Source organism: Halovenus rubra (assembly GCF_026586665.1).
GTDB classification, from domain to species: Archaea; Halobacteriota; Halobacteria; order Halobacteriales; family Haloarculaceae; genus Halovenus; species Halovenus rubra.
On the sequence record NZ_JAODIY010000046.1, the window covers coordinates 21,129 to 47,685 of the forward strand.

General features: G+C 55.0%; 25 protein-coding genes and 1 pseudogene. 14 read left to right on the forward strand and 12 right to left on the reverse strand.

Going from position 1 to position 26,557, the window contains the following annotated elements; translation table 11 throughout:
• From N5098_RS16575 to N5098_RS16590, 4 genes are all read left to right on the forward strand, one after another.
• On the forward strand, positions 1-579 hold the full coding sequence (locus tag N5098_RS16575) for a DNA-directed RNA polymerase (RefSeq protein WP_267638948.1): 579 nt from the start codon (positions 1-3) through the stop codon (positions 577-579).
• On the forward strand, positions 579-776 hold the full coding sequence (spt4, locus tag N5098_RS16580; protein WP_267638949.1) for a transcription elongation factor subunit Spt4: 198 nt from the start codon (positions 579-581) through the stop codon (positions 774-776). The genes N5098_RS16575 and spt4 overlap by 1 nt, the downstream gene beginning before the upstream one ends.
• 1 nt (position 777) lies before the next feature.
• Entirely contained in the window at positions 778-1,335 is a 558-nt protein-coding gene (locus N5098_RS16585) for a GTP-dependent dephospho-CoA kinase family protein (protein WP_267638950.1), read from the forward strand.
• Positions 1,336-1,430: 95 nt separating this feature from the next.
• Positions 1,431-2,993 (forward strand): cache domain-containing sensor histidine kinase, encoded by a 1,563-nt coding sequence (locus N5098_RS16590; RefSeq protein ID WP_267638951.1) that lies wholly within the window; start codon positions 1,431-1,433, stop codon positions 2,991-2,993.
• A gap of 26 nt (positions 2,994-3,019) precedes the next feature.
• Here N5098_RS16590 and N5098_RS16595 read toward each other — a convergent pair whose 3' ends face one another.
• Positions 3,020-3,994 (reverse strand): methyltransferase domain-containing protein, encoded by a 975-nt coding sequence (locus tag N5098_RS16595; protein ID WP_267638952.1) that lies wholly within the window; start codon positions 3,992-3,994, stop codon positions 3,020-3,022.
• Between the two features lie 135 nt (positions 3,995-4,129).
• Here N5098_RS16595 and N5098_RS16600 point away from each other — a divergent pair, with 135 nt between their 5' ends.
• Positions 4,130-4,690: a TATA-box-binding protein gene (locus N5098_RS16600; protein ID WP_267638954.1), complete on the forward strand. Its 561-nt coding sequence runs from the start codon at positions 4,130-4,132 to the stop codon at positions 4,688-4,690.
• Positions 4,691-4,774: 84 nt separating this feature from the next.
• Here the strand turns inward: N5098_RS16600 and N5098_RS16605 are convergent, their stop codons facing one another.
• Together N5098_RS16605 and hisG are read right to left on the reverse strand one after the other, a co-directional pair.
• A complete protein-coding gene (locus tag N5098_RS16605) occupies positions 4,775-5,851 on the reverse strand; it encodes a DNA-methyltransferase (RefSeq protein WP_267638955.1) in 1,077 nt (358 codons plus the stop codon).
• 9 nt (positions 5,852-5,860) lie between these two features.
• Positions 5,861-6,706: an ATP phosphoribosyltransferase gene (hisG, locus tag N5098_RS16610; protein ID WP_267638956.1), complete on the reverse strand. Its 846-nt coding sequence runs from the start codon at positions 6,704-6,706 to the stop codon at positions 5,861-5,863.
• A gap of 139 nt (positions 6,707-6,845) precedes the next feature.
• Between hisG and N5098_RS16615 the strand changes: the two genes are divergently transcribed.
• Genes N5098_RS16615 through N5098_RS16625 form a run of 3 tightly spaced genes read left to right on the forward strand, consistent with a single transcriptional unit; the run spans position 6,846 to position 10,555 of the window.
• The gene (locus N5098_RS16615) at positions 6,846-7,880 is read left to right on the forward strand and encodes a CPBP family glutamic-type intramembrane protease (protein WP_267638957.1); all 1,035 of its coding nucleotides are present in this window, start codon (positions 6,846-6,848) and stop codon (positions 7,878-7,880) included.
• Between the two features lie 48 nt (positions 7,881-7,928).
• Positions 7,929-9,227, forward strand: coding sequence for an amidohydrolase (locus N5098_RS16620; RefSeq protein WP_267638958.1), 1,299 nt, complete (start codon positions 7,929-7,931; stop codon positions 9,225-9,227).
• Positions 9,228-9,283: 56 nt separating this feature from the next.
• A complete protein-coding gene (locus N5098_RS16625; protein ID WP_303651963.1) occupies positions 9,284-10,555 on the forward strand; it encodes an adenosylhomocysteinase in 1,272 nt (423 codons plus the stop codon).
• A gap of 223 nt (positions 10,556-10,778) precedes the next feature.
• On the opposite strand, the gene N5098_RS16630 is transcribed toward N5098_RS16625, so the two are convergent.
• Complete coding sequence (locus N5098_RS16630; protein ID WP_267638959.1) at positions 10,779-11,843, reverse strand: phosphotransacetylase family protein; 1,065 nt, start codon at positions 11,841-11,843, stop codon at positions 10,779-10,781.
• The gene (gene acs, locus N5098_RS16635; protein ID WP_267638960.1) at positions 11,840-13,954 is read right to left on the reverse strand and encodes an acetate--CoA ligase alpha subunit; all 2,115 of its coding nucleotides are present in this window, start codon (positions 13,952-13,954) and stop codon (positions 11,840-11,842) included. Before acs ends, N5098_RS16630 begins: the two co-directional genes overlap by 4 nt.
• Before the next feature lie 136 nt (positions 13,955-14,090).
• Here acs and N5098_RS16640 point away from each other — a divergent pair, with 136 nt between their 5' ends.
• Both N5098_RS16640 and N5098_RS16645 read left to right on the forward strand, forming a co-directional pair.
• Positions 14,091-14,888 carry an RIO1 family regulatory kinase/ATPase domain-containing protein gene (locus N5098_RS16640; RefSeq protein WP_267638961.1) on the forward strand — a complete coding sequence of 266 codons (798 nt, stop codon included), beginning with the start codon at positions 14,091-14,093 and terminating at the stop codon, positions 14,886-14,888.
• Between the two features lie 179 nt (positions 14,889-15,067).
• On the forward strand, positions 15,068-16,066 hold the full coding sequence (locus N5098_RS16645) for a phosphate uptake regulator PhoU (RefSeq protein WP_267638962.1): 999 nt from the start codon (positions 15,068-15,070) through the stop codon (positions 16,064-16,066).
• A 16-nt stretch (positions 16,067-16,082) separates the two neighbouring features.
• On the opposite strand, the gene N5098_RS16650 is transcribed toward N5098_RS16645, so the two are convergent.
• Positions 16,083-16,457, reverse strand: coding sequence for a 30S ribosomal protein S8e (locus N5098_RS16650; RefSeq protein ID WP_267638963.1), 375 nt, complete (start codon positions 16,455-16,457; stop codon positions 16,083-16,085).
• A 95-nt stretch (positions 16,458-16,552) separates the two neighbouring features.
• Here N5098_RS16650 and N5098_RS16655 point away from each other — a divergent pair, with 95 nt between their 5' ends.
• The 3 genes from N5098_RS16655 (at position 16,553) to N5098_RS16665 (ending at position 18,432) form a co-directional block, all read left to right on the forward strand.
• Entirely contained in the window at positions 16,553-16,999 is a 447-nt protein-coding gene (locus tag N5098_RS16655) for a DUF2240 family protein (protein WP_267638964.1), read from the forward strand.
• 80 nt (positions 17,000-17,079) lie between these two features.
• Entirely contained in the window at positions 17,080-17,433 is a 354-nt protein-coding gene (locus N5098_RS16660) for a DUF7993 family protein (protein ID WP_267638965.1), read from the forward strand.
• Positions 17,434-17,478: 45 nt separating this feature from the next.
• Positions 17,479-18,432, forward strand: coding sequence for a DUF5787 family protein (locus N5098_RS16665; protein ID WP_267638966.1), 954 nt, complete (start codon positions 17,479-17,481; stop codon positions 18,430-18,432).
• 6 nt (positions 18,433-18,438) lie between these two features.
• Here N5098_RS16665 and N5098_RS16670 read toward each other — a convergent pair whose 3' ends face one another.
• Both N5098_RS16670 and N5098_RS16675 read right to left on the reverse strand, forming a co-directional pair.
• On the reverse strand, positions 18,439-18,561 hold the full coding sequence (locus N5098_RS16670; protein ID WP_267638967.1) for a hypothetical protein: 123 nt from the start codon (positions 18,559-18,561) through the stop codon (positions 18,439-18,441).
• Between the two features lie 49 nt (positions 18,562-18,610).
• On the reverse strand, positions 18,611-19,330 hold the full coding sequence (locus N5098_RS16675; RefSeq protein ID WP_267638968.1) for an ArsR/SmtB family transcription factor: 720 nt from the start codon (positions 19,328-19,330) through the stop codon (positions 18,611-18,613).
• A 205-nt stretch (positions 19,331-19,535) separates the two neighbouring features.
• On the opposite strand from N5098_RS16675, the gene N5098_RS16680 reads away from it, so the two are divergent.
• Complete coding sequence (locus N5098_RS16680) at positions 19,536-20,852, forward strand: acyl-CoA thioester hydrolase/BAAT C-terminal domain-containing protein (protein WP_267638969.1); 1,317 nt, start codon at positions 19,536-19,538, stop codon at positions 20,850-20,852.
• 5 nt (positions 20,853-20,857) lie between these two features.
• On the opposite strand, the gene N5098_RS16685 is transcribed toward N5098_RS16680, so the two are convergent.
• From N5098_RS16685 to gltB, 4 genes and pseudogenes are all read right to left on the reverse strand, one after another.
• A complete protein-coding gene (locus tag N5098_RS16685; RefSeq protein WP_267638970.1) occupies positions 20,858-21,073 on the reverse strand; it encodes a hypothetical protein in 216 nt (71 codons plus the stop codon).
• 194 nt (positions 21,074-21,267) lie between these two features.
• Positions 21,268-21,474, reverse strand: coding sequence for a hypothetical protein (locus N5098_RS16690; protein ID WP_267638971.1), 207 nt, complete (start codon positions 21,472-21,474; stop codon positions 21,268-21,270).
• 58 nt (positions 21,475-21,532) lie between these two features.
• A complete protein-coding gene (locus N5098_RS16695; protein WP_382231297.1) occupies positions 21,533-23,215 on the reverse strand; it encodes an MATE family efflux transporter in 1,683 nt (560 codons plus the stop codon).
• Between the two features lie 122 nt (positions 23,216-23,337).
• Positions 23,338-26,451, reverse strand: a pseudogene (gltB, locus tag N5098_RS16700) (glutamate synthase large subunit); the annotation flags it as partial.
• Positions 26,452-26,557 lie beyond the last annotated feature (106 nt).

Sequence of the window (26,557 nt, forward strand, 5' to 3'; positions counted from 1 at the left end):
ATGTACAAACGGGTTACACTACGCGATACGGTCGAGGTACCACCGGAGCATCTAGCAGAGGTTACGCCAGACCTCGTAAAGAAGCTTCTTCAGGACAAACTAGAAGGGCGCGTCGACGAAGATGTCGGCTCAGTCGTCTCGGTCATCGAGGTAGACGAAATCGGAGACGGCGCAGTGTTGCACAACGAGCCGGGCGTCTACTACGAGGCCGAATTCGACGCACTCACGTTCGACCCACAGATGCAGGAAGTCGTTGACGGCGAAATCGTTGAGGTCGTCAGCTTTGGTGCCTTCGTTGGTATCGGTCCGGTCGATGGCTTGCTGCACGTCTCACAGATTTCCGAGGAGTACCTCGCTTACGACGAGGAAAATCAGCAACTCGCATCTCGCGAGTCGAACCAGATGCTCGGGACCGGCGACTCAGTTCGTGCACGTATTGTCACGAAAAGCGTCGACGAACGCAACCCACGTGACTCGAAAATCGGCCTCACGGCCAAACAGGTCGGGCTTGGCAAACACGGGTGGCTCAAATCGCAACGTGAGAAGCGACAGGCGCAGGCAGAAGCAGGTGATAACTAATGGCAGACCGGCTCGTCTGTCGTGACTGTCACCGTGTCCAAGAAACTGAAGAAGTCGAGGCCTGTGTGGCCTGTGGCTCGACTTCACTGACCGAAGACTGGGCTGGATACGTCGTCATCAGTCATCCTGAAGACAGTACCATCGCTGAGGAGATGGAGGTCACAGAGCCAGGGACGTACGCACTCAAGGTCCGATAACGTGAGTGACGTCGTTCTCGAACTTCCGGACTCGCTTCGTTCGGAACTCAAGGACCCGCTCGGCCCGCTCTTTACCGACGGGGAAACCCTCCTCAAAGAAGCCTCCTTGCCGCTAATCAGCGTTGGCGATGTCGTCACGTATCATCTTATCACCGCTGGTCATACGCCAGCAGTGGCACTTACTGATGAGCAAACGGAACGAGCAGCAGTCGACGACGAGATTGCCGAGACGATTGCCGAACACGATGGATTCGACAAGACAGTAACCGCCCCAAACCCGCCAGCGTCACTGACAGCGGAGTTACTGACCAGCCTTTCGACTGCTATTTCGGAGGCACCAACAGTAACAACGCTCATCGAGGTCGACGGTGAGGAAGATTTGGCTGCGTTGCCTGCTATCCTTAGTGCCCCAGTTGACGCGACAGTCGTTTACGGGCAACCCGGAGAGGGAATGGTTTGTGGAGTCGTCGACGAGAACCGCAAACGCGAGGTGACTGCTATTCTTAGAGCAATGGATGGAGATATGGAGTTATTTTACGACGTTATGGACCGAAGCTAAATCAGGTGACAAGCTATCAGGCACTGCAATACTGAACCGATACTTCGATGAAACTAGCCCATCGATACCTTCTTCTCTTCTTTATAGTCGTCGTGGTGTCCGGTGGAGTCTTATTTGCGACGTTTGATTCCCACCGGTCGGATGTAACCGAAAACGCCGAGGCGTCAGCTGAAAGCCGGGCGGCGACAATGGCGAAATATCTTGATAACGAGCTACAGGAACAACAGCAGGTACTGGAGTTGTTCAAACAAAGTGAGTTGGCACAGACGGTTACAACGCCCAGTACAGTAGACCTGGAACCGTTTGTCGAAACAACAGCGTTCGACGGTATTTCAGTCGTTAACAAAAGCGGAGCCATTCAGTCATTGATGACATCCAGCGGCCCCGAACCAGACGTGGTTGGGAATGACCTCAGCAGCCGCATGTACGTCAAGAAGGCATTGGCCGGCGAGAAATACATCAGCAAGCCGTTCGTTGCAGATACCGGCAACCATATTATTGTGATGAGTACCCCTATCCGAATCAACGGGAGCATTCAAGGGACGCTCAACGGCGCGTATCATATCGAGAAAGCCAATCTGTTCGACATTCTGGTGAACGAAGATAACGCTACAGCAACCACGGTAGAGGCAGGCGGCAAGGGACTATACAGTACAGTCGGCGAGCAAGAAGAAACAATCTCAACTAGTGTCGAGCTCAAAACTGTCAACTGGACTCTTACTGCCCACTACGACCGAGCAGTTGTCGAACAGTCGGTGAGGCGTCTTGCTATCTTCCAAGGTGTGCTAGGGCTGGTCCTGTTCGGGACACTTGTCACGTTTGGGTGGTGGGTCTACCGGTCGCAGGTTCTGCAAATCGGTCGAGTCCTGAATTATCTGGACGCACTCACACGTCGGAAGTACAATTATCAGAGCCGTCTCAGCGGCGGGTCAGAGTGGAACCAGATAGAGAGTAGTCTCACAAGGTTACGCGACGAACTCAGTCAACGTGAACAGATGTTGGTCGTCCATAACCGCATTCTTCGACACAACCTCCGCAACAAACTCAATGTTATACGGAGCCACAACTCACTGCTGAAACGGAACAGTGATGTCTCAACAGAAGAGCGGACAGCGGCCATTGAGCAGGCAACCGACGACCTTCTCGAGTTGGCCGACAGGGCACGGACCACCGAACAGTTACTGGACCCAACAGACACACAAGAACTTAGAACGGACATGGTCCCGCTAATCAGGGAGCGTGCTGAAAAAATACAGCAAGACGAGACGGAACTCTCTGTCGAGGTAGTCACGCCGTGTTCGGCCTACGCCGCCTGTGATTCGGATATCAGCTCTGCAATCGACGAGTTGCTGCAAAATGTCGTCGACCATGGCGGCCCAGAGGCAAATGCAACAGTGACAGTTAGTAGCGCGGACGGGCACGTTATAATCCGCATCGAAGACGATGGTGATGGGATTCCTGAACGAGAGATGCAGATTATCAACGGCGATGAGAATATAACACAACTCCGACATACGGTCGGTATCGGCTTGTGGCTCGTCGAATGGATTGTGCGCCGATACGACGGTGTGTTTCGGGTTCCTGAACAGTCACGGGGTCTCGTCGAAATAACGCTGCCGTGCGCGTCTGCTCCTGAAGACGTCGAACCAACAGACTGAATCAGGACGCTTGCCGCAGTAAAAGGCTAATCCGCGGTAAGAACAAACACGTGGCGCGTGAGCGACCGGTGGACTCGTCGCTGGAACTGTGTTTCGATATTCCAGCCAGTCTCCGTGGCCGTTGTTTCCCACGGGCGGTCGCTGACGAGGACACACCGTGGAGCAACGCGTCGAGATTCTGAGAGAACTCCCGCAACCAGCGTGTCGAGTTCGCCCTCGATTTTCGATTGCCGGCCATACGGTGTGTCAAAAACGACCGCGTCGACAGCATCATCGACGAGCGGTAACGCGGATGCGGTCCCTCTGAGCAACGACCAGTCCCCCATAAGAGCCACATCGAGGTTTTGTCTGCTTCCTTGGAGCATTTTTTCCTGGACATCGTGTCCGATAACCGCTGACCCGACGAGGCCTGCCTCAATGAGGATACCGCCTGTTCCACACATCGGGTCCAGCAGTCGCGTTTTTTCTCCAGCACCAGCCATGTTGACGAGCGCGCGGGCGAGCATCGGGTCCATACTACCGGGCTGAAAGAAAGGGCGGTCACTTGGCTTGCGCGTGCCAAAGTCCCGCGTGCTCTCGGCGGCGAGCCAGCCAAGTGCGCATACGTCGCCAGTTTCTCCGGCCGAAAACAACGCGCGCAGAACGTGGTCCGGGTCGTCCAAGTCGACATCAAAGCCACGGTCAACCAGAATTGCACCCAGTTCCCGCTCGACAGCCTGTGTATCGATGTCGGTTGTCCTTCGAACATCGACAGCCCGAACCGCGACAGTTCCGTCGCGTTCGAGAGTCACAGCTTGAAGCAGAGCCGCTGCTCCGGCAAGACTTGGGTCACTCCGCCCCAGAAGTTTACTCGCCCGGTGCGTAAACGCTAGTGTCCCGACGCGGTCAATACCCCGTGCTGTCGCCAGACCCGGGGCGAGAAGTGAGACATCACTCGCGCGCGAGCGAGCCTCGTAGGCCGCGAACTCGTCGTGTTCGCCCGCCAGTTCCAGAACGTACACGGTGGTACTGACCAACCCATCAAGTTGAGCGTAACGATTATACCTGTTTATCGGGAGAAAATGTGGCTGGTGTGTCGCTTTGCTGGCAAACTCACGAACCTTTATAAGGTTTAAATACGAGGTTTAAGTCGAGATATGGTTGACCCCAAGGAAACGATAAATATCGAAAATGTCGTCGCTTCGACCGGTATCGGCCAGGAACTCGACTTGCAGAGTGTTGCGATGGATCTGGAAGGCGCGGATTACGATCCCGAGCAGTTCCCCGGACTCGTCTACCGTACACAGGAACCGAAATCGGCCGCACTGATTTTCCGCTCTGGGAAAATCGTCTGTACCGGTGCGAAAAGCACCGACGACGTACACCAGAGCCTGCGTATCGTCTTCGATAAACTTCGTGAGCTGAATATCAAGGTAGAGGACGACCCGGAGATTATCGTCCAAAACATTGTCACGTCTGCAGACCTCGGTCGAAATCTCAACCTCAACGCGATAGCCATCGGCCTCGGTCTGGAGAAAATCGAGTACGAACCCGAGCAGTTCCCCGGACTCGTCTATCGTCTTGACGAGCCGGACGTCGTTGCACTCCTCTTTGGCTCCGGAAAGCTCGTCATCACCGGTGGCAAGCAGCCCGACGACGCCAAGAAGGCCGTCGACAAAATCGTCTCCCGTCTCGAAGAACTGGGCCTGCTGGAGTAACGCACGCGTCGACCGAGCACCGACTATTCAGCAGACACAGTCAGCCACTGCCCACCTCTCTAATGGACGGTGGCCGAGTTTTTTCTATTCGGCTGGGCGGTGGCGAACCCGATATGGGCCACCGATCTCGTCTTCGGACTCGACAGACTCGGCTTCGTAGAAGCGAATGTTCCGCTCCTGACTCGTTACGACGGGAAAGTCGTAGTGTTCGGCCTCGTAATCCATACTCTCGCCGGACTCTCTGCGTTCGCGGACGAACTCGCGGTGGGCGTCCAGTCGCTCCGAGATGACACCGCGTGAGAGCTCCGGCAGCGAGGTGAGTCGTTCCTCGAAGTGTTCGATGAACTGATCGTCGAGTTCGTACCCAATGGAGTCCCGGCCGGCGACCATTGCGGCCAGCGTCGTCGTTCCGGTTCCCCAGAAGGGGTCGAGAACGGTGTCGCCGTACACCGAGTACATGTTACAGAGCCGGTAGGGGATTTCGAATGGGTACGCGCCGGCACGCTCACGGAGGCCGTCGTCCGAAAGCTCCTGAAGTCGGCCCCGTACCTCGGTCCAGACGTCGGTAAACCAGTTGTTGCGCTCTTCCCAGAAGTACGCGGCTTCGTATCGCCGGTCTGCACCCGGCTCGAACGAACGACGCTTGCCGTTACGGAAGACGAGAATATACTCGTGTTCGAGTGTCACGTAGGCACTCGGTGGAATCATTCCTGACCCCATGAACTTCGCGGCACTGTTGGTAGGCTTGTGCCAGAGCACGTCTGGGAGGGGGTCAAACCCGCGCTGTGTCATCGCTTCGATGAGTCGAGCATGGTTCGGGAACACGCGAAACTCACCGTCGACTGTCCGGGTCGCGTCGCCGATGTTCAGACAGACAATTCCGCCAGGTGCGACGACATGTTCGAGTTCATCCCAGACCTCATCAAGCACAGAATGCATCGCCTCGAAGGCCGCTTCACCTCTATCAGCCTCCAAAAAATCACCCACGGCTGGGTCGAGGGTAGCGAACAGGTCATCCCACATCTCGACCATCGGGTACGGCGGAGAGGTCACAACGAGGTCGACTGCATTCTCTTCGACGGCAGAGAGGTCACGCGAGTCTGTGTCGTGTACACGGTGCGTTGTTTCGCGCCCGTCGTCACAGCGTGAGTCAGAATCCATTCCTTTCGGTCACTCGACAAGGCGTTCGATTTCCGTGACAAGAATATCGGTTGCACCGACGGCTTTGAGGTCTGTGATTGCTTCGAAAACCTCGGCCTCCTCAACAACTGCATGGACAGCAACTTGGTCGGTACCAGCAATATCCATCACAGTTGGCCCGCCCATGCCAGGGATGACATCACGGACTTTCTCAAGGTTGTTTTCCGGTGCATTAAGCATGATATACCGCTGGTTATCGGCAGCAATCACGGAGGAAAGCGCTGTCGAAACATGCCCGACCTTCTCGTTTTCGACCACGTCAGGACGGGCAAACAGTCGGACAGAGGATTCTAGTACTTCATCAATGATTTCGAGTCGGTTCATCCGGAGTGTCGTTCCGGTCGATGTGATATCGACAATCCCATCAGCCATGTCGACGTGGGGGGTGAGTTCAGTCGCACCGGATACTTCGACAACATCGACATCAACGCCGGCGTCGTCAAAGAAATCTCGCGTAATCTCTGGGAATTCCGTGGCAACAGTCCCGCCTGCGAAATCAGCAACTGTCTCAACTGCGCTCTCTTCGGGGGCGGCGAGCACAATACGACAGGTCCCATAATCTAGATCGAGCATCTCTTCGAGTGTCACGTCCGACTCGCGAACCTGATCGTAGCCAGTGATTCCGAGGTCAGCGGCTCCGTCAGCCACGTATTCGGGGATATCGCTGGTCCGCGCAAACAGCACAGTCACATCGGGGTCGACGGTGTTTGCATATAGCTTCCGGTCAGCACCGTCAACGAGATGGAGCCCTGCCCGCTCTAACAGGTCGACAGTTGGCTCGTGAAGACGCCCCTTGTTGGGTACGGCAATGCGCATACCCCGTTTTCTCACCCACGGGGCAATTGTTTTTCGAAGGCAGATGCCGGTTCATGTCTGTCTGTTGGTGTTTATCTAACTCTCCAGAAGAGAGTATAATATAAACGTTCATCTTTCTCCTACCCATAGATTGGTTCGAATGGGAGACCCTGCTGGCTCCGGCAAACAGTACTGTACATCCTGTGGCGAGCTGATCGACAGGGAGTCTGTACACTGTACGTACTGTGGTGCCGAGATAGAACAGAGAGCGTTCCCTGACGAACGGTCAGGTCCCGCGACAGCGTCTGAAGGTAGTTCAGTCCAGAACCTGGCCCACGGTAACAGCACGCAGGACGGATGGTCAGACGGACAGACATTGGATACATCCGGCGGAGGCGGCAATCGCACAACTGAGTCACGTAGCGAGTCGCCACTCCGGACAATCCTTGCGTCGGCTGGTCTTGGTGCAGCAGGTATCATCCTGCTGATCATAATTTCGGCTATTGTCGGGTTGCCACTTTCGGCCCTGAACGTCTCAGATATCGCACTTCTCGGTATTACGACGACGTTCGGTCAATACATTGGGTTCGTTGGGTTGTCTGTGTGGTATCTTGGCCGCCGTGGTTTCAACAAAGACGGTATCCTGTCATACCTCGGTGTCCGCAGGCCGTCACTCAAGGAAATTGGACTGGTCGTGCTTGGTTGGATAACTATCTTTGTCCTCATCATTATCCTTGGCCACATCGTCCAGGAGTTCCTGCCCGAGCCTGCCCAGAACGAAGGAGCATCCCAGTTCGCCGAGAGTTCAACCGAGCTGTGGGCGCTTGGCATTGGCGTGCTCTTTATGTTCCTTGTTGTCGGCCCCTGCGAAGAAGTGCTCTTCCGGGGCATTGTCCAGAACCGTCTTCGTGAGCGTCTGAGTGTCGTTCCTGCAATCCTCCTCGCGTCGGCTATCTTCGCCAGTATACACGTTATCGCACTCGCTGGCAACCCGGCCGCAATGGCGACGACAATCGGTGTACTGTTTGTTCCCGCAATTGTTCTCGGTGCAGTCTATGAATACACCGGGAATGTCGTCGTCTCTGCTCTTCTTCATGGACTCCACAACTCGGTTATTCTGACCGTCATCATTCTCGGTCCGGAAACACAGGAGAGTGCTGCGTTTCTCGCTACTGTCGTGTCACTGCTTCCGTAGTAGGACAAAGGGCAGAAACTATACGCCCCGCGTAACCCACCAATAGATATGACGACACTCACCATCGGTGGTGGCCAAGTGCTCCGGCCAGATATGACAGTTGAGCGCGCAGATATTCTTGTTGACTCCGATGCCGGCGAGATACTGGCTATCGGCGACGCCGACGAGGTAGGGAATGGCGACGAGTACCTCGACGCAAGCGATGGGCTAGTCATTCCAGGGTTAATCAACGCCCATACGCACGTAGCGATGACGCTGTTCCGGGGGCACGCTGACGATAAGGAGCTTGATGCGTGGCTTCAGGAAGACATCTGGCCGGTCGAAGCGGAACTCCAAGCAGATGACGTTCGTGCGGGTGCACTCCTTGGGATCGCGGAGATGATTCGATCCGGAACAACAGCGTTTGCAGATATGTACTTCTTTATGGACGAAGTTGCAGATGTGGTCGCTGACACCGGTATCCGGGCGACTCTTGGCCACGGCTGTATCACTGTCGGCAAAGACGATGAACAGGCTCACGATGATTTCAAACACAGTCTTGATTTCGCCCGCACGTACGACGGCCATGCCGATGGTCGCGTACAGACAATGTTTACCCCCCATAGCCTGACCACAGTCGACGAAAAATTCTACGAAGAGTACATTCCTGTGGCTCGTGATGAGGGTATTCCAATCCATATTCACGCGAATGAGACCGTAAACGAGGTTGACCCGATTGTCGAAGAACACGACCAGCGCCCACTTGAATACGCTGACAGCCTCGACGTGCTTGCTGATGACTCGTTTATTGCTCACGGCGTCCACGTCGATGAAGACGAGCGAGACCTGCTGGCGGAGCGTGACACAAGTGTCATCCACTGTCCCGCATCGAACATGAAGCTAGCAAGCGGGATGGCACCGGTTCAGAAATTGCTCGACGCCGACGTCTCGGTCGGGCTTGGGACGGATGGTGCGGCCTCAAACAACGACCTTGACATGTTCGACGAGATGCGCGATGCTGCGATGGTCGGTAAGTTGGCGACGATGGACGCAAGCGCCGTTCCGGCCGAGGCAGTTGTCCGAATGGCGACCGAGGGCAGTGCCAGCGCACTCGGCATCGACAGCGGCCGAATTGAAGCAGGGGCAAACGCTGACCTCGCGGTTGTCGATCTTTCAGGTGAACACCTAAAGCCACCCCACAATCTTGTAAGTCACCTCGCCTATGCCGTTAGAGGGAGCGATGTCTGTCACACGGTCTGTGATGGTGCGGTGCTGATGGAAGACCGTACCCTCCAGACGATAGACCTTGATGATGTCAAGGATACAGCAACCGAGCGAGCGCACGCACTCGTTGAGCGAGCTGAGTAGCGACCCCGGAGTTGCTTCGGTACTGTTTTGCGTTCTCCATCGTACAGTACAGTATAATGGATCCGATCAGCGAGCAGCTTGATACCGAAAAGTTGCTGGAGGAGGGACAGCGCAAGATGGACTGGGCACGGCAGCACATGCCGATTATGTCGTCTCTGCGTGAGTCTTTTGAGGACGAACAGCCGTTTGCGGGCGAGCGTATCGGCATGGCGATGCACGTCGAAGCAAAGACCGCAATCCTTGCCGAGACGCTTGCTGCCGGCGGTGCAGAAGTCGCAATCACTGGGTGTAACCCGCTCTCGACACACGACGATGTGAGTGTCGCACTCAATGCAACCGACGGTGTTACCTCCTACGCGAAACGCGGCGTCGATGATGAGGAGTACTACGAGGCGATGGAAGCAGTTATCGAACACGAGCCGACAATGACGGTTGATGACGGTGGCGACCTCGTCTTTGCCATCCACGAAGAGTACCCGGAACTCATCGACACAATCATCGGTGGCTGTGAGGAGACAACAACGGGCGTCCATCGCCTGCGTGCAATGGACGACGATGACGCGCTCGATTACCCGATGTTTGCGGTCAACGACACACCGATGAAGCGATTGTTTGACAATATCCACGGCACCGGCGAGTCATCCCTCGCCTCGATTGCGATGACGACAAACCTTTCGTGGGCCGGAAAAGACGTCGTCGTCGCTGGCTTTGGTTACTGTGGTAAGGGTGTTGCACGGAAGGCAAGTGGACAAAACGCCAACGTCATCGTAACGGAAGTCGACCCTCGCCGAGCGCTTGAAGCGCATATGGAAGGATTTGACGTGCTTCCGATGGACGAGGCCGCCGCTGAGGGTGACGTGTTTATCACGACAACTGGCAACCGTGATGTCATCGTTGGCGACCACTTCGAAAAGATGAGTGACGGCGTATTGCTGGCCAATGCTGGCCACTTCGACGTGGAAATCGATCTCGACGCGCTTGAATCAAAGGCAGAACAAACCTACGAAGCACGTGATGGCCTCCAGGCCTACGAAATGGCTGACGGACGGCGACTCAACGTACTGGCCGAGGGCCGACTCGTCAACCTTGCGACGCCAATCTCGCTTGGCCACCCTGTCGAAGTTATGGACCAGAGCTTTGGTGTGCAGGCGGTGTGTGCCAGGGAGATGGTCGAGAATGGCGATGCATACGACCCAGGAGTCCACGATGTTCCTGACGAACTCGACCGCGAAGTTGCCGAAATCAAGCTTGAAGCCGAGGGAATCGAGATGGACGGTCTAAGCGACACGCAAGAAGAGTACATGGACAGCTGGCAGCACGGAACATAATCGAGTCGGCTTTTTGTCTCCCTTGAAAACACACGGTTTCGGGCCGAAGAACGCTATTTCGGTTGATTCGTTGCTACTGGTTGGCGCTCGATAGCTCGTAATGCACAAAGGGATAGTCTGGGGATGGATATTCACCCCCAGTGTGTGACACTACGGAGCCAGATGGCTCCATATACACCTACGTTCTCGTGGAAAATAAGTGTGTCTGGTCGTTTCGGGCTGATTATGTGAGGTCGAATAACGACGTGAGTTCGACACTCTCAGCGAGCAACTCTTGCATGCGCTCGACAGTTTCGATCTGTTGGGTTCGGCCTGAGCTCAAGCGTGACTCGGTTCTGTCGATAGTTGCCCGCGTGTCAGTCTGGACGAGTAAGACTGGGACTTCCTGGTCGGCTGCTTCACCGAGAACGGCATTCGATGGGCGGAACCCTCCAGTCAGGATTAAACAGGAGACGCCTGACGCCTGCAGGGCGGCAGTCTGTATCTCGGAGCGGTCACCACCAGTGATAACAGCTGAGTTTCGCAGGCGGCGCAGCTTTTTGAGGGCGGCTTCGCTCCCCATTGCACCCACGGAAAACCGCTCAATACGAACATCACCACTTACCTCCGGTGTCAGCTGTTCTGCACCGAGTTGGTCTGCAAGTTCTTCGGCAGTCACACCTGCCAGTGACTCGTCGTGAGGAACAACGCCGAGGTTCTCGACTCCTCGTGCGTTAAGGAATGGGATAACGTCTTCGGCTAACTCATCGTGGTCGCTCTCTGAGACGCCATTGAAAAGGACGCCCGCAAGGCGGTCGCCAATCTGTTCGGAAGCAGCCAGAATTTCGTCGACATCTTCAGGCTGTTCGTATTCGTAGACTAGAACGACTTTAGCGTCGACTAGCTCAGCAACATCTGAATCTGTCAGACCCACGATACCCCCAGTCGAGAGCTTTCCGCCGCCTTCGATGACCATATGGTCACTCTCAGCTGAGAGGTTGGCATAGGACTCTTCGATACGGTCCTGAAGCTCGTCTGCATCCTCCCGTCCACGGATTGCCTCGTGGACGAAGGTTGGAGAGTAGACGACTGGTTCGAACGTATGCATCTGGGCGTCGAGGTCTAGCATTTCGCGCGCAAGCATTGGGTCCTCGTCGCGTGTCTTGCCAACTGCACTCTCCAGTCGTGTGCCTTTGGGCTTCATATAGCCGACGCTTTCGCCGTTGTCCTGCAATTGTTTGGCCAGCGCAATCGTGATTGCTGTCTTTCCTGTACCGTCTTCTGTCGATGTGACCAGTAGCGTACTCATGACTCCTCCTGTGTCTGAACCGCCTCGGCATCAAGCGTGAGGCGGAAATCGATTGCCGTAGCTCCGTCGGGCGTGGCCACGACAGGGTTCATATCCAGTTCCGTGATAGCCGGGAACTCTGTCACCAGCTGTGAGATGCGTTGAATCGTCTCGACAATTGCGTCTACGTCTGCCGGCTCTCGCCCGCGTGCACCGTACAATAGTGGTGAAGACTGTACCTCGTCGACCATCTCGCGACTATCGTCTTCCGTGACAGGCGCGACGCGGAACGACGTATCTTCCATTATCTCGACGAAGATACCGCCAAGTCCGAACATGACGAGCGGCCCAAACTGTGGGTCACGCGTGACGCCAACGATTGTTTCGGTTCCGCTATCGAGGTCGACCATCTCTTGTACCTGCACACCGAGGATGTTGGCATCGGGCTGGTAATTGCGTGCCCTGACAACTAGGTCTTCGTAGGTGTCCGGGACCTCATCTGTCGTCACGCCGACTTCGACGCCACCGATATCCGATTTGTGGGTGATATCGGGGCTGACAATTTTCATGACAACTTCGCCCTCGATATCAGCAGCGAGGTCCTGAGCATCTCGTGGGTTGTCAACAACAGACGCATGGGGTGTCTCGATGCCACAGGCATCGAGCAACTCCATCGATTCGACACCGAGTTGGGTCCGGCCAGACTCTGCCGCCGAGGTGAGAATCTCTTGAATCCGGTCTCTGTCGATATCGAACGTCGTCGGTTTCGTGTGCTCACGGCTACTGATTTCGGCGTATCGCGAGAGTGCTTCTAGACTACTGACTGCTCGGTCCGGGTCGAAGTAGTTTGGAATCCCTGCCTCGCTAAGCCGTTGGGCTGCAGTCTCAGTTGAGGAACCGCCCATCAACGTCGCTGCAATGGGTGTCTCATGCTTTTCTTGTAAGTTTATCGTCACGTCAGCAAGTTCCTCAAACGAAAGCGTCGCTGTCGGACAAGAGAGAACAATAGCCATGCCGACGTTGTCGTCGTCAAGAACGATATCGATGGCTTCCTCGAACCGGCCAATCGGCGCATCGCCGATAATATCAACAGGATTGTATATATTTGCCTCACTAGGGAGGAAATCCTGTAACCTATCCAATGTCTCGTCGCTGAAGTCAGCCAATCGAAGCTCGGAATCTCCGACAGCATCCGTTGCCATGACGCCGGGGCCACCAGCGTTCGAGATAATAGCGACCCCATCTGTGTCAGGTAATGGCTGCCCAGAGAGTATGGATGCGAAATCAAATAGTTGCTGTACGGTTTCGACACGCAAGACGCCGGCTTGATCAAGTCCTGCCTCGTAGGCCGCATCGCTCCCAGCGATAGCACCAGTGTGTGATGCGGCTGCCGAGGCACCCGCTTCGGTTCGGCCGGACTTGACGGCAACAATTGGCGTCTCCTGTGTGACTTCTCGTGCCGTCTGAATGAACGACTGACCGTCGCCGATGTCTTCGAGGTAGCCGAGGATGACATCGGTTCCGTCATCTTCGCCCCATTCTCTGGCAAAGTCACTCTCACCGAGGACCGCTTTGTTTCCCAGCGAGACGACATCTTTGAATCCGATATCTCTGTCTGCAGCCCAGTCGAGGACAGCCGTAATGAATGCCCCGGACTGACTCATAAACGAGATATCCCCCGGCGTTCCGCTTCGGGGGCCAAACGTCGCGTTTAGTCCCACTGCTGTGCTCATGATACCCAGCGAATTAGGGCCAACCAGGTTAAGATCGTACTCCTCGGCAAGCTCAACGAGTTCGCGCTCGCGTTCGGAGCCCTCCGAACCAGCTTCGCTGAACCCAGCGGTAATGACCACGATATCTTTGATGCCTGCCTCGGCGGCCTCCCGTACCACACCGACTGCAATAGGCGGGGGGACGACGACGATAGCAACATCAATCGCAACAGCAGCGCCAACACTCTCGTAACAATCCACTCCGAGCACGCTGTCCCTGTTCGGATTGACAGGCACAACGGTCCCGTCAAAATCGTCACGAAGGTTCTTGGTAATTGCGTAGCCGACGGTTCCTTCCTCGTTGGAAGCACCGACGACAGCCACACGCTCGGGGGCAAACAGCGTCGATAGTTCACCCATCAGCGTACTGTTTAACTGGCCAGGCAATATACTTACTGAATGTTTCTGGTCCTCGGTAGTGAATGTGTCTCTTGTAACGCCCCACAGAGTGAGACCGATGCAACGATTTATTGTGGCGGGTCACGCAGTGTCGGCCATGGCAATCCGCCGACTGCTTCGGGGACAACTCCCGGAGGATGATATCGAAGCGGTCGCGCGAGAGGCCGCCGCCCGTCAAGGAAGTGAGTTCGAATCAGTGAGGGAACTCGACTCCGATAACTGGCTCTCTATTCCCTGTGTTGTCAACGAAGAGTTATTCGTGAAAATCATCACGGAACAAAACGCGTTCGTTCATGCGCTGTTAACTGCTGGCCGAAACCTAGGCGCGTTCACCAGCCGAAGTGAAGGATTTTTCCAGCGATTCGAGACACCGATTAACATGGCCGAACACGACCTCGAAGCAACACGGCAAATCCGAGAGCTTGGTATCAACGCGCCAGAGCCTATCGAGGTGTTTAGCTACGGAGAGTACGGCGTCCTCGTGTTGGAGTTCCTACATTCGTTCAACACAGTCGAGGGACTTGAAGACGAGGCTATCGAGGTGATTTCACCGGATATCTTCGCATCACTGTCGACCATGCACGACGCCGGGTTGGCACACGGTGACCTCCGTGGCGAAAATGTTCTCGTCGTCGACGGCGAGCTTTACTTTATTGATGCGACGAAGGTCAAAGATGGTGCCCTAGAGGACGCACGTGCGTACGACATTGCATGTGCGCTGGCAGCACTCCAGCCTCATATCGGGGCACGGACTGCGGTCCAAGCAGCAAGCGAATTCTATCCAGACGAGGATTTGCTGGAAGCTGAAGCCTACCTCGATTTCGTCAACCTCAGACCAGACCACGATTTCGACACGCTCCAGATGAAAGGAGAAATCGAAAAAGAAGTGAGTTGACACCATAGTGCCAGAGTCGTCTGTTGTGCGGACTCAATCGAGACGTTATTGAGATGTGCTATCTCGGTGTATTTTGTTGGCAAAGATACAGATAAAACATAATTGAAAGGCATTGTGTATAGAGATGGATTTGATATATATTCCGTATTATTTTTATATATCTCCTACCAAGGTGGTGTATGGAGACCCGAAAGGTCCAGGTGACAGGCGGATCGACCTATACCGTATCACTCCCAAAAAGCTGGGCGACAGAAAACGACGTGAGCTCGGGCTCGAAAGTAGAGTTTCACGCCGAAGGCGACCTGCTTTTGTTGACCCCACAAACCGAAAACGGTCGGACGAACGGTGAGATGGATATTTCGGATTTGTCAACCGAAAGTGAACTTCGCCGAGCAGTGATGACAATGTACGTGAGTGGTTTCGATGTTATCACACTGACAACCGAACGAATGACCGCCGAGCAGCGTCGGACCGTTCGGAACGCCACTCAAGGACTTGTCGGGCTTGAAGTCATCGAAGAGATGCCCAACAAGATGGTGCTTCAGGACTTGCTTGATTCCTCTGAGCTATCGATGGAGAACGCGGTGACGCGGATGCGATTGGTCTCTCTGACGATGCTCGAAGATGCCGTCGAGGCACTGGTGACCGACGACCAGCAGTTGGCACATGATGTTATGGAACGTGACGACGATGTCGACCGGCTCTGGTATATGACCTCTCGTGTCTTCCGCTCAGTGTTGCGAAATCCGACGGCCGCAAACGAAGTCGGCTTCACCCGTGAGACGTGCTTTGACCTACAATCGAGTGCGCGCCAACTGGAGCGCATCGCCGACCACGCGACGAAAATTGCGGAACTCGGCCTTGAGGTGGGTGAGATTCCGGAGTCGGCTGCAGAGCCTCTCAGCGACCTCCATACAGAATCAGCAGGCGTCCCAGATATCGCGATGGATGCACTGCTAACAGAGGATGCAGATAAGGCTATAGAACTAGCCACCAACGCCCGGGAAAAAGCAGACGCTATCGAATCTCACGTCCGCGAAGTCGATACAGAGATTCACCAGTTTGACCCACAACTCGTCCAAGTACTCGGGCTAGTGGTCGATTCGCTGTCACGGACCGCCGACTACGGGACGAATATTGCGGAGAGTGCTCTCCAGAAAGCCGCGCCACAGCCGTGAAAACCTCCGGAGTCAGTTATTCGTCCACGAGAACAGCGTTGACCTGTCCGTCCTGACCTGGACGGGAGGTGACGCGTGCCGTGCCTTCGCCCGTTTCGAGCACTGCACCACGAGTGATGATGTTCCGGCGAGCATAGTTCGGGTCAGCCGGATTCTCGACGACGTTCGTGATTTCTGCTGCGACGACACCGTCATCGGTCGCGATGTTGGCGGTTTCGGCGGTGATTGCGCGGACCTTGGTATTCGTTCCCCGCGTATCGACCGTCTTCAGTTTCTGGTCGCCAACCTGCGTCTCGGTCGGCTCTGAACCCAGTTCGTGTTTGCGCTTGTCGCGTTTTGGCCGCCGTCGGCCACCTGTTCGACGCCGTGTAGAGCGTCCCTGGTCTTTCATATGGCAAGCATCGTGAAGGCGATACTTGAACCTCTCGAAACACCCTTGCTAGAAGTCCGAACATTTACCCTCCCCGCGCCCCCTGATGTCGACCAATGAGTCTACGCCGGGCGGTCGCTGCCCCGTTTCGTCATCGGGGTGTCACGTCGATGTCCGAGAGTGAGTTTATTGTCGCTCTCTCGCTCGACAGAGACTGGTTTTCTCCCGACCAAGCCAAGCGACTTGTCGATGTCGCTGCGACTGAGGGACTAATCGAACGAACGGATGGTGAGGTTACAATCTCATTTGACCTACACGAAGTGGAAGTCAGCGAAAACTTCGAGCCCGACGAAAGTATTCTCCGCCAACGGACGACTTTCGAACGCGTGCTCGGACGCGTCGTCGACAACGGTGTCGACAAACAGACTGCCGTCGCCGATATCAACAAGCTCCAATCCGAGCTAGCTATCTCGGTTGAGGCAGCTGCTGTGTTGTACGCCCAACGGAGAGAAGTTGACGTAAGTGAGGTTGCCGAGCGCGGCCGACAAGAGGTTGGCCAATGATATGACAGGTACTCGGAGTTGCGAGTCAGTACGTTTGTATACACCGACCAGTTACCGTCCCAACAGAGAGTTATCTTATAATGGTTAAAGACCGCATCACAGACGGTAAGCGTATCGGTCAGTTTCTTTCATCAGAAATAACAGGACTCGATGCCGGAACGCTCGCAGACGCCAAAATCTGTGATGCGGATCCTTCAGCCGAACCCACACCCGATGGGTCACTGGCCTATCGGATTGCGCATCAGGGCGAGACCGTCGCTACTGTCGTGCTTTTCCCGAACGCAGTCGAAGTCCGTTCGAAAATGGACCGCCCGTGGACACAACCAAACTCTGTAACGGAAATCACAGTCAAAGAGTCGACGCTTACAGTCGAAAGCGCCACAGCAGTAAAAGAGGTTATCGACACCCTTGCTGAGTCACTGGCGGCGACATAACACTCGGTCACAACGGCTATTGTGCCCCATAGCTAACTGTGTTTCGTGCAGGAGTTCGCCTTCGAGTTGGCGTTGTGTGCACATCTCGAATCCGAGCAGGACTCCGTACTGAGCCGCCAACTCGGGACACAGGTCCACGGGCGGCGCGTTATGGATATTATCTGTGTCGAACCCGGCAGCGAGTTTGCAGAGCGTGCAGCAATTACTCCCAAAGCAATCCCCGCCCTAGCTGTCGAGAGCGACGTTGGACCAGGAACCGCACGGTACTGGAAAAATGCTTTCGACTGTCACCCAAATACTGCCAAGCGAGCTATTGAGCGAGCGGTTGATGTCGGATTCTTCGAGCGCGAACGTCGAAACGGCCGGACCTACCTCAGACAATCAACCCGATATCCCGACTGGTATGACACTCTCATTGGTATCGAAAACAAACCAGACCTCGCAAGACCGGGCAACCTAGAAACGCAGTTGTTGACCGACGTAACTCTTGGTTTAGTCGATAAGATTATCTTGGCAACCGAGTCTTATGTCACCGGCGCACACCGCAACCGTATCCCTGACGTGGTGGGAATCTGGCGATTTGACCCTGAGTCGGGAGAACGTGAAATCCTCCGGGAAGCCAAGCAGTTACCGTCAGCAAAACCGGGTGTAGAGATACTTGAGAGAGACAGTTCTCGCACTGAAATACGGATCGCGTCAGCAGATGAGATAACTCGTGCTCGTCGGCGTGTCGCCGAACGAGCCTATGGGAAGGGATGGCGCACCTACGATTTGCCAGCCTGCAGTACTGTCGAACCTGACAGCTCTGGACTCCCGTACTGCCCGTGGAAAAAAAGAGTTGTCCGGCCAGTTGAGGAGTGTGGACCCGATTGCGGTGGCCATAATGCCGGCGACCCACCCGATGTGGATTTTGAGTCACTCCGTGCTAAACAGTCACCGTGGAAACCGGACCCCGACGGTCGCCAGCGACACCAGACTGGGCTTGACTCGTTTTACTGATCGCTATCAAGCAATTCGCTGGTACGACCGGGTGTCGAGATGGTTGTCTAATTCGAGTTCGAATGCTTCGTTGTCTCCCTCCAATCGAATCAGGACACCCTCATCCTGTTCAACGCAACTGTACGTCATCGTAGCTGAGCCAAACTCCAGTTCGAGAGAGCGATAATCAATACCGATGTCATGGAGAAACGCGATGGTCGGCGGCCGAGTAAGCGCGTACTGGAACGCTGGAATACGAAACGAGACACTGCACTGGTGGCACTCTACACCCTGTGACAACAGACTCCTGTTCATCTTCAAGCAACTCTGGCTGGTTTTCCTCAACGCAAGCAGTGTCGATTACGGGAGTGTTAAAGCTCCCAGCACAGTGTGGACAGACATCCCATGAGACTGATTCGAGATACCAGAGTGCCCGACGGTTCGCCCAGGCGAACAGTTCGTCTAGGTCACGGCCATGAGCGATACCGAGCGGAAGCCACATGTCGAACAACACGCCATGAGTCGGACACGAGACTGTAATCACGCCGTTCTCAAACGTCGCTTCGAGTTGTTCCCCGTCGCTTGGACACGTCCAGTTGACAGTTTCCGACACGCGTCTCTCTTTGCCGGAGAACGTTTCGGCGTAGATTTCGTCGACAACACGGGAGCCGGCACTTGTCAAAGAGTAATTGCCATCATCACTGCGGAGAAAGCTGCCACGGAGTTCATTAAGATGGTAATTAAACCGTCCCCCGTCTCCGATGTTGACTGCTGAACGTAAGTCGCTGTAGCTCATGCCGCGATGGTCCCAATTCGATTGACGGGTCTCCGCTAGAGCCAGCAGAATACGGACACGGACCGGATTCGCCAGCGCAGAGAAGCTTGCCGCAATTTCTTCAGGGTTGTTCTCGCCACACATATCGTTTGGTAAGGTGGTAGCTATTTTCTCTTATCGCTTGCTGTCCGTCCGCGGTTGATACCCCAGATTCATCGGCCTGTTACATCGCTATCTCTGGGACACCTGCTAATATATCAATTCCTAAACCAAAAATCATTTCTCGCAGTCCAGCTACCAAAACATAATTCTCCATACTATTATCACCGCGCCAGCAGACAAAATAGGTATGACCGGACAGGAAACAGAGAACCCACAAGACAACACCAACTGCGATGACGTGCAAACAGCGGGTGACACTGAACAGTCGAGTCAAAGTTTATCGTTTACAGGACCAGAAACGGTCGCTATCGATGAACGATTCGGGCTAGAAATAACCGGTGTTCCGGCTGGGTCAGTCAGTATCGAGGTGTCGATGACAGAGGCTGGCGGGACAGAGTGGACAGCCAGCACCACTGCTACGGTGAGCGATGGTTGTCTGAATATGCATTCTGAACCGACACAGGACGGTGTTTGTCTTCCAGAGCTGTTGCAACAAGCGACTCAGACAGACGGAGATGGTTCCTATTCGCCCGCCCAACAATCGTCCGACGAGGTTACTATCCGGATATCACAAGAGGGAGTCGAGCTGGGGGCGAAAACAGTTGACCGGACGTTCGGTGACCCTGCTGTCGAAGCCACGCCAGCAGACAGTACCGCGTTTGTCGGGACCGTCTACGAGCCGGGAGATGACGGCCCACATCCAGCAGTCGTGGTCCTCCACGGTTCAGGTGGGGAACCCGCACAGACGACCGCTCGTCTGTTGGCCTCTCACGGGTTTGTCGCCCTCGCGCTCCATTATTTCGACTGGCGGGGTCGTCACGAGATGCTCCCCCAAGAACTCGTCGAGGTGCCCCTCGAATTTGTTGAGGCGGCGAGTGACTGGCTGCTTAATGACTCACGCGTCGAGGGGTCAGCGGTTGGCTTGTGGGGTACCTCGAAAGGCGGTGAGTATGCACTTCTTTCAGGAGCGCGACTGGACTCAGTCGGTCCGGTAGTCTCTGTCAACGGAAGCGGTGTCGTCTGGCAAGGATTTTCACAGGGACAGGTCGTTGAAAGTCCGTCGTGGGTGGCAGACGGTAACTCGCTTTCATATGTGTCCTACACCGACGACCCGACTGTCTGGGATAGTTCACCACCGATGGAAATGGAGCCAGCGTACACCGCATCCTACAATGAGGCAATTGCAGACGAAATCGACAGGGCGACCATCTCTGTTGAGGCAATCGATGGCCCTGTGTTGCTCGTTTCAGGCGGGATGGACAGCATGTGGGACTCACCGAAACTGCAGGGGATTGCGGCTGACCGCTTAGAGCGCCACGGCTGTAACTACGAGCATATTATCTACGAACAGGCAGGCCACGGAATCACGTTCCCCTATCTCCCGACGGCCAACCGTGAGCGTACTCAGCAGTTCGTCATGGGTGGGACCCAATCGGGCTATGCTATCGCCGACAGAGACCATTGGCCAAAAGCTATCGAGACGCTTGAGACCCTTCGTGAGTGACGGGTTTACCACCCTGTTATTACTCTCGCTCCAGTGTAGCTGACGCCAAAGAGAACTCCGAACAGTCCAGATTCAAGAGTTGCGATACTGCCGTCCATCACCAGCGATATCGCTGCGTACGTGACCGTTCCAAGGATGATTGCCACAGCAGTCGCAAAGCGTGGGTACTGCTTCACCACATCACCACAGTCATCGCACTCTTTGAGGGCTATTGCGCTCACAGGGCTAGTATGTCGTAGTCTCATAAATCAGTTACCGGCTCAAAAGGGTCTCGTAGGCACATCGTGTGTTGGGTAGGCGTGGTAGCGGTGGCTGTATACCATCGCTATTGTTTGGTTATCAACATCACTACGTACTGGTTTGTGTCACGATTTGTCGACTTCATCTTCGGGGTCAAACTCCAATAGATGCGCCTTTACTGTCGATAAAACTCATAGAGGTCATAACAGAGAGCAATAACCAGAAGAGACGCGGCGGATGCACTGACCACACGGGAAGTGAGAATGACGTTTGCACTGACTAATCCGAGTGCGAGGAGAAACGTCCAGTGGTCCAGTTGCAGAAGATGGTCACGCACTCGGTCGGAGGGAGACTCATGGTGGGTTTCTGACGTGTCGGCCATACCGGCTAGTCGGCGTGCCGGGTCTTGGCTTCTCGGATTAAGCTTCTTGCGGGGGTGCTCAGTCTTCGGCTGCTTCTGACGGGCTATCACTGGAGATTTCTGGACCGGCGGGCTTCCCGCTCGTCGCCGACTCTTCTGGGTCCGCGTTCTCCTCGTCGATATACTTCTCTTTCCAAGTTCCCTTAAGGAACCACGGCACGGCGATGAGAGCACCAAACGTGTTCCCGGCAGCCATTCCAACCCAGACGCCGGTCGCACCCCATCCAAGTCCGAAGACGAGAAGCGAGACCGTGCCGACACGGCCAATCCAGAGTGTACAAATAGAGATAACCATCGCAGTCTTCGTGTTTCCAGCGCCACGGAAGGCACCGAGCAAGACCTGTGTAATGCCGATAAAGGCGAACTCTACCGAACGAATACGCATATACTCGACTCCTTGAGAGATAGCTTCCGTTGCGTTCTCGACATCGCCCAAGAAGACGCTTACGATGGGTTCGGTAAAGGCAACTGCGACGATAGCCACAGCGAACATCACACCAGCGGCTGTCGAAGCCGCAATGTAGACCGACTTGGCAGCTCTGTCTTCCCTATCGGCTCCAAGATTCTGCCCCACCATGGTATCAATCGCCCGTCCAATCCCCATCGCTGGTAAAAACACGAGTGAGATAATTCGGTTACCCAGTCCGTATGCCGTTACGACTGCCGGCTCGAACGTCACGACAATTCCGGTCAGTGCGATTAGCGCGAGGGCACTCATCGATTGCTCGACCATGCTTGGGAGTCCGAGACGAACGATATCTTCAATGAATCCTAGGTCCGGGACGAGGTGACTAAGCGTCACAGACGGCCCAATACTGGTGTTAAACAGCAGGTACATTCCGATGGTAGCCGCGATACCCCGTGAGAGCAGTGTCGCCGCCGCCGCACCTTCGATTCCCCAGCCTGTAAAGCCAGTCGCAGAGAAAAGCGATGCTTCGAGGCCTGTCGCGTTGACCCAGATAAACAGAGGGTTGTTCTCGAAGCCGAAGATGAAAAACGGGTCAAGTGCGATATTTGCGACAACCGAGATAACCATGATATACATCGGTGTTCGCGTGTCGCCGTATCCTCGCATCAGCGCGGAGAAGACGAAAAATCCGAACATCAGCGGGATACCAACAAAGATGACTTCCATATAGTCAGCAGCCAGCGGGATGACGGCCGCCGATGTTTCCGGGTCACTTGGCAGAATTTCGAGCGCCGGACGCGTGTAGAAATATCCAACCGACCCGATAAGCACCGAGAGGATACCGACCACTGTTACTGTCTGACCAACGACTTTTCCAGCGGATGTGTCGCCCTTTGCGCCAGTATACTGGGCGACAAGGATAGCACCTGCCGTAGTAAACCCACCTGCAACCGCGATAAGCAAGAAGATAAGCGGAAATGCAAGGCTGAGTGCACCGACTGCATCGGAAGATAACCGCCCGAGATAAAGGGTATCGACGATGTTGTACATGACCTGCAATAACTGGATTGTTACGATTGGCCATGCCAGGTTGAAAAGTGGCCACAGGAGTCCACCATCGGTTATCGAATCCGACGAGTCGTCTCCATCGATATCGTCGCCATCGCCACTCATTTCCTCGCTTGGGTCTGACGAGTTGCCGCTTTCTGTCCCGCCATCTGTTATTAATCGGTCGTCTGTCGCACTATCTAGAGAGGAGGGTGGAGGGGTCTCTTGGTCTGACTCGTCACTCACTACTATTCGGTTCGTCTCATCCGTAGTGAATCTTCTGAAGTTGACTGACTGGTCAGTCTAACATGGAGGCATCCGACAGCCTGCTGCGTGTAATGGTCAGAGTATCGATAGTGTGATGTTTATCAATCAGCGCCACTCTGGGCCCGATAGCTGGACAGTTCAGCCTCAGAAGACGCGGATGGTGGCAGGTCAGCCCGGACATCAACACCTTCGCGGTCTGCAATTGCGTCCGCGTATGCGTCGGGGAAGACGCGAACAAAGTGCTCGATTTCGCGCTCCCAGTTCTCCAACAGCGTCTCCGCACGAGTTGAGTCAGTGTACGACGCATGGTTACTAACCAGACGGGTGAGGAGGTCACGGTCTTTGGTTTGGAGTGTCTCCGACAGCGTGACCATCTCCGTGTTGGCAGTCTCGGCAAAGGTTCCCTCGGGGTCATAGACGTAGGCGACGCCACCAGACATCCCAGCACCAAAGTTCACACCAGTCTCACCGAGGACAGCAATTGCCCCACCGGTCATGTACTCACAACAGTGGTCTCCAACTGACTCAACGACACCTCTAACACCCGAATTTCTGACAGCAAACCGCTCGCCGACAGCACCGTTGATGTAGCACTCACCGGCAGTTGCGCCGTACAGTGCAACGTTGCCAGTGACGATGTTCTGGCTGGCATCGTAGCCAGCATCGTCGGGAGTCCTGACAACGATTTTGCCACCAGAGAGCCCCTTTCCGACGTAGTCATTAGCGCTTCCCACAAGGTCCATCGTGACTCCATTTTGGAGGAATGCACCGAAGCTCTGTCCTGCTGTGCCCTGAAATTGGACCGTGATTGTGTCGTCTGGTAATCCCTCGACGCCGTGGGTGTTTGAAAGACGGTTCGAGAGGATTGCACCGACGGTACGATCCGTATTTCCAATATCCATCTGGAGCGTTACGGGTTCTGCTGGGTCAAGCGTCGAATCGAGGTGTGCTAAAATTTCCCAGTCGAGGTGATTCTCTATCTCATGGTGTTGTTCCGTGGTTTTGAAGCGATCAGTCCCCGATTTCCGTGCAGGTTGTTGGAGAAGCCGTGATAGGTCGAGCTTTGAGGCCTTCTCGTGGGAGACATCGGAGCGCTGTTCAAGCACGTTGGCGCGTCCAATCATCTCATCTAGTGAGCAAAACCCAAGCTCAGCCATGATTTCGCGTAGCTCCTGTGCAACGAACGTCATATAGTTGATGACGTGTTCTGGTTCGCCAGGGAACCGGTCGCGGAGTTCCTCTTTTTGCGTTGCGATACCGACGGGACACGTATTTTCATGGCACTGGCGGGCCATCACACAGCCAGAGGTTACCAGTGACGCTGTGCCAAAGGCGTATCCTTCCGCACCGAGTAGCGCTGCGATTGCGACATCGCGACCGGTTTTCAGGCCGCCGTCGGTAGTGACTTTGATTCTGTCCCGCAACCCAGTCTTACAGAGGAGTTGGTTTGCTTCTGCAACGCCAAGCTCCCACGGAACTCCAGCATTTTTGATACTCGTCTTCGGTGACGCGCCAGTCCCCCCAGAGTGTCCCGAGATATGAACAACATCCGCGTTTGCTTTTGCCACACCCGCGGCAATGATTCCAACACCGTCCTCTGCAACTAGCTTGACGTTAACATCGGCGTCGGGGTTGGCGGATTTGAGATCGTACACGAGTTGCTTGAGGTCCTCAATTGAGTAGATATCGTGCTGGGGTGGCGGCGAAATGAGTCCGACACCGGGGGTGGCGTGGCGAACATCTGCAATCATCTCGTTTACTTTCTGACCGGGTAGATGACCCCCCTCTCCTGGTTTTGAGCCTTGGGCCATCTTTATTTGAAGTTCATCGGCAGCCGAGAGATAGGTCGAAGTCACACCAAACCGTCCCGAGGCCACCTGTTTTGTCTGGCAGTTTTTTGCTGTGTCAAACCGGTCGGCAGGTTCCCCACCCTCGCCGGTGTTTGCTTTCCCACCAAGACGGTTCATTGCCATTGCATTGGTTTCGTGCATCTCTGGCGAAAGCGAACCAAGTGACATCGCCGCGGTCTCGAACCGTTCAACTATCGACTCAACGGGTTCAACGTCCGAAACAGGGACTGACTCTTGACTATCATCAAAAGTCAACAACCCACGCATTGTCGCCAGTTGCTCGTTTTGTTCGTTAACTGTTTGCGCAAACTCCTGATATGTGTCGTACTCACCCCGACGGACGGCCTGTTGAAGCGTGCGGACGGTATCTGGGTTCCACTGGTGATACATCCCGTCGGTGCGGTTTTGATACTCACCGATGTGATCGATATCTGGGTCCTCTGTTTCCCAGGCGACAGTATGGCGGTCGAGGAGGTCGTTTTCGATATCCTCGATACCAATTCCTCCGGTCCTGTTCGTTGTTCGTTCAAAGTACTCAGCGACGAACTCTGAATCTAGCCCAACAGCCTCGAATATCTGCGCGCCGCGGTAGCTTTCGACAGTCGAAATGCCCATCTTCGCCATGGTCTTCAACAGACCCGATTCGATTGCATCAGTGTAGGCCTCAACTGCGTCGGCGGTATCTGTACCGTCAGGTCCAGCGACGGCATCCGCGACCGTCTCGTAGGCCAGATACGGGCAGATTGCGCCTGCACCGTAACCGACGAGTGTTGCGAAATGATGGACTGTCCGAGGGTCTCCGGACTCAAGCACGATACCAACGTGGTTACGCTGGCCGTTTCTCACGAGATGATGGTGGACAGCACTGACAGCGAGCAGTGACGGAATCGGTGCCTGACTCTTCCCAGCAGCTCTGTCTGAGAGAACGAGAATATCGTTGTCAGCTGCTGTGTGCGACGCCTCACTGCGTACCGCCTCGACTGCAGTTTCCAGAGAGTTTTCCTCTGGGTCAAACGTGATATCGACTACCTCCGTTGAGAAGTTCAGGCCGTCCGGCGACCGAATTTTTCTTGCCGCATCAACTGAAAGAATGGGAGAGTCGAGAACGAGCTGGCGGGCGTGTTCTGGCCTCTCATCTAGAAGGTTGCGTTGTTCTCCAAGCCGAGTCTCCAGACTGGTCACGAGTTTCTCACGGATATAATCAAGTGGTGGGTTCGACACCTGCGCGAATAGCTGCTTGAAGTAGGTGAAAAGCGGCCTATTAAACTGCGAGAGCACTGAGAGTGGGGTGTCATCACCCATCGACCCGACCGGGTCTGTCCCAGTTTGTGCCATCGGTTCGAGTAACTGATCGATTTCGTCGTACGGTACGTGTTTACCCCGATGACGCAACAGCGGGTACAGCCTGAGCTCGTGAGATCATCTCGTTGTTTCGAGCGATTCGCTTGAATTCTTCGTAAGGATTGCGTCC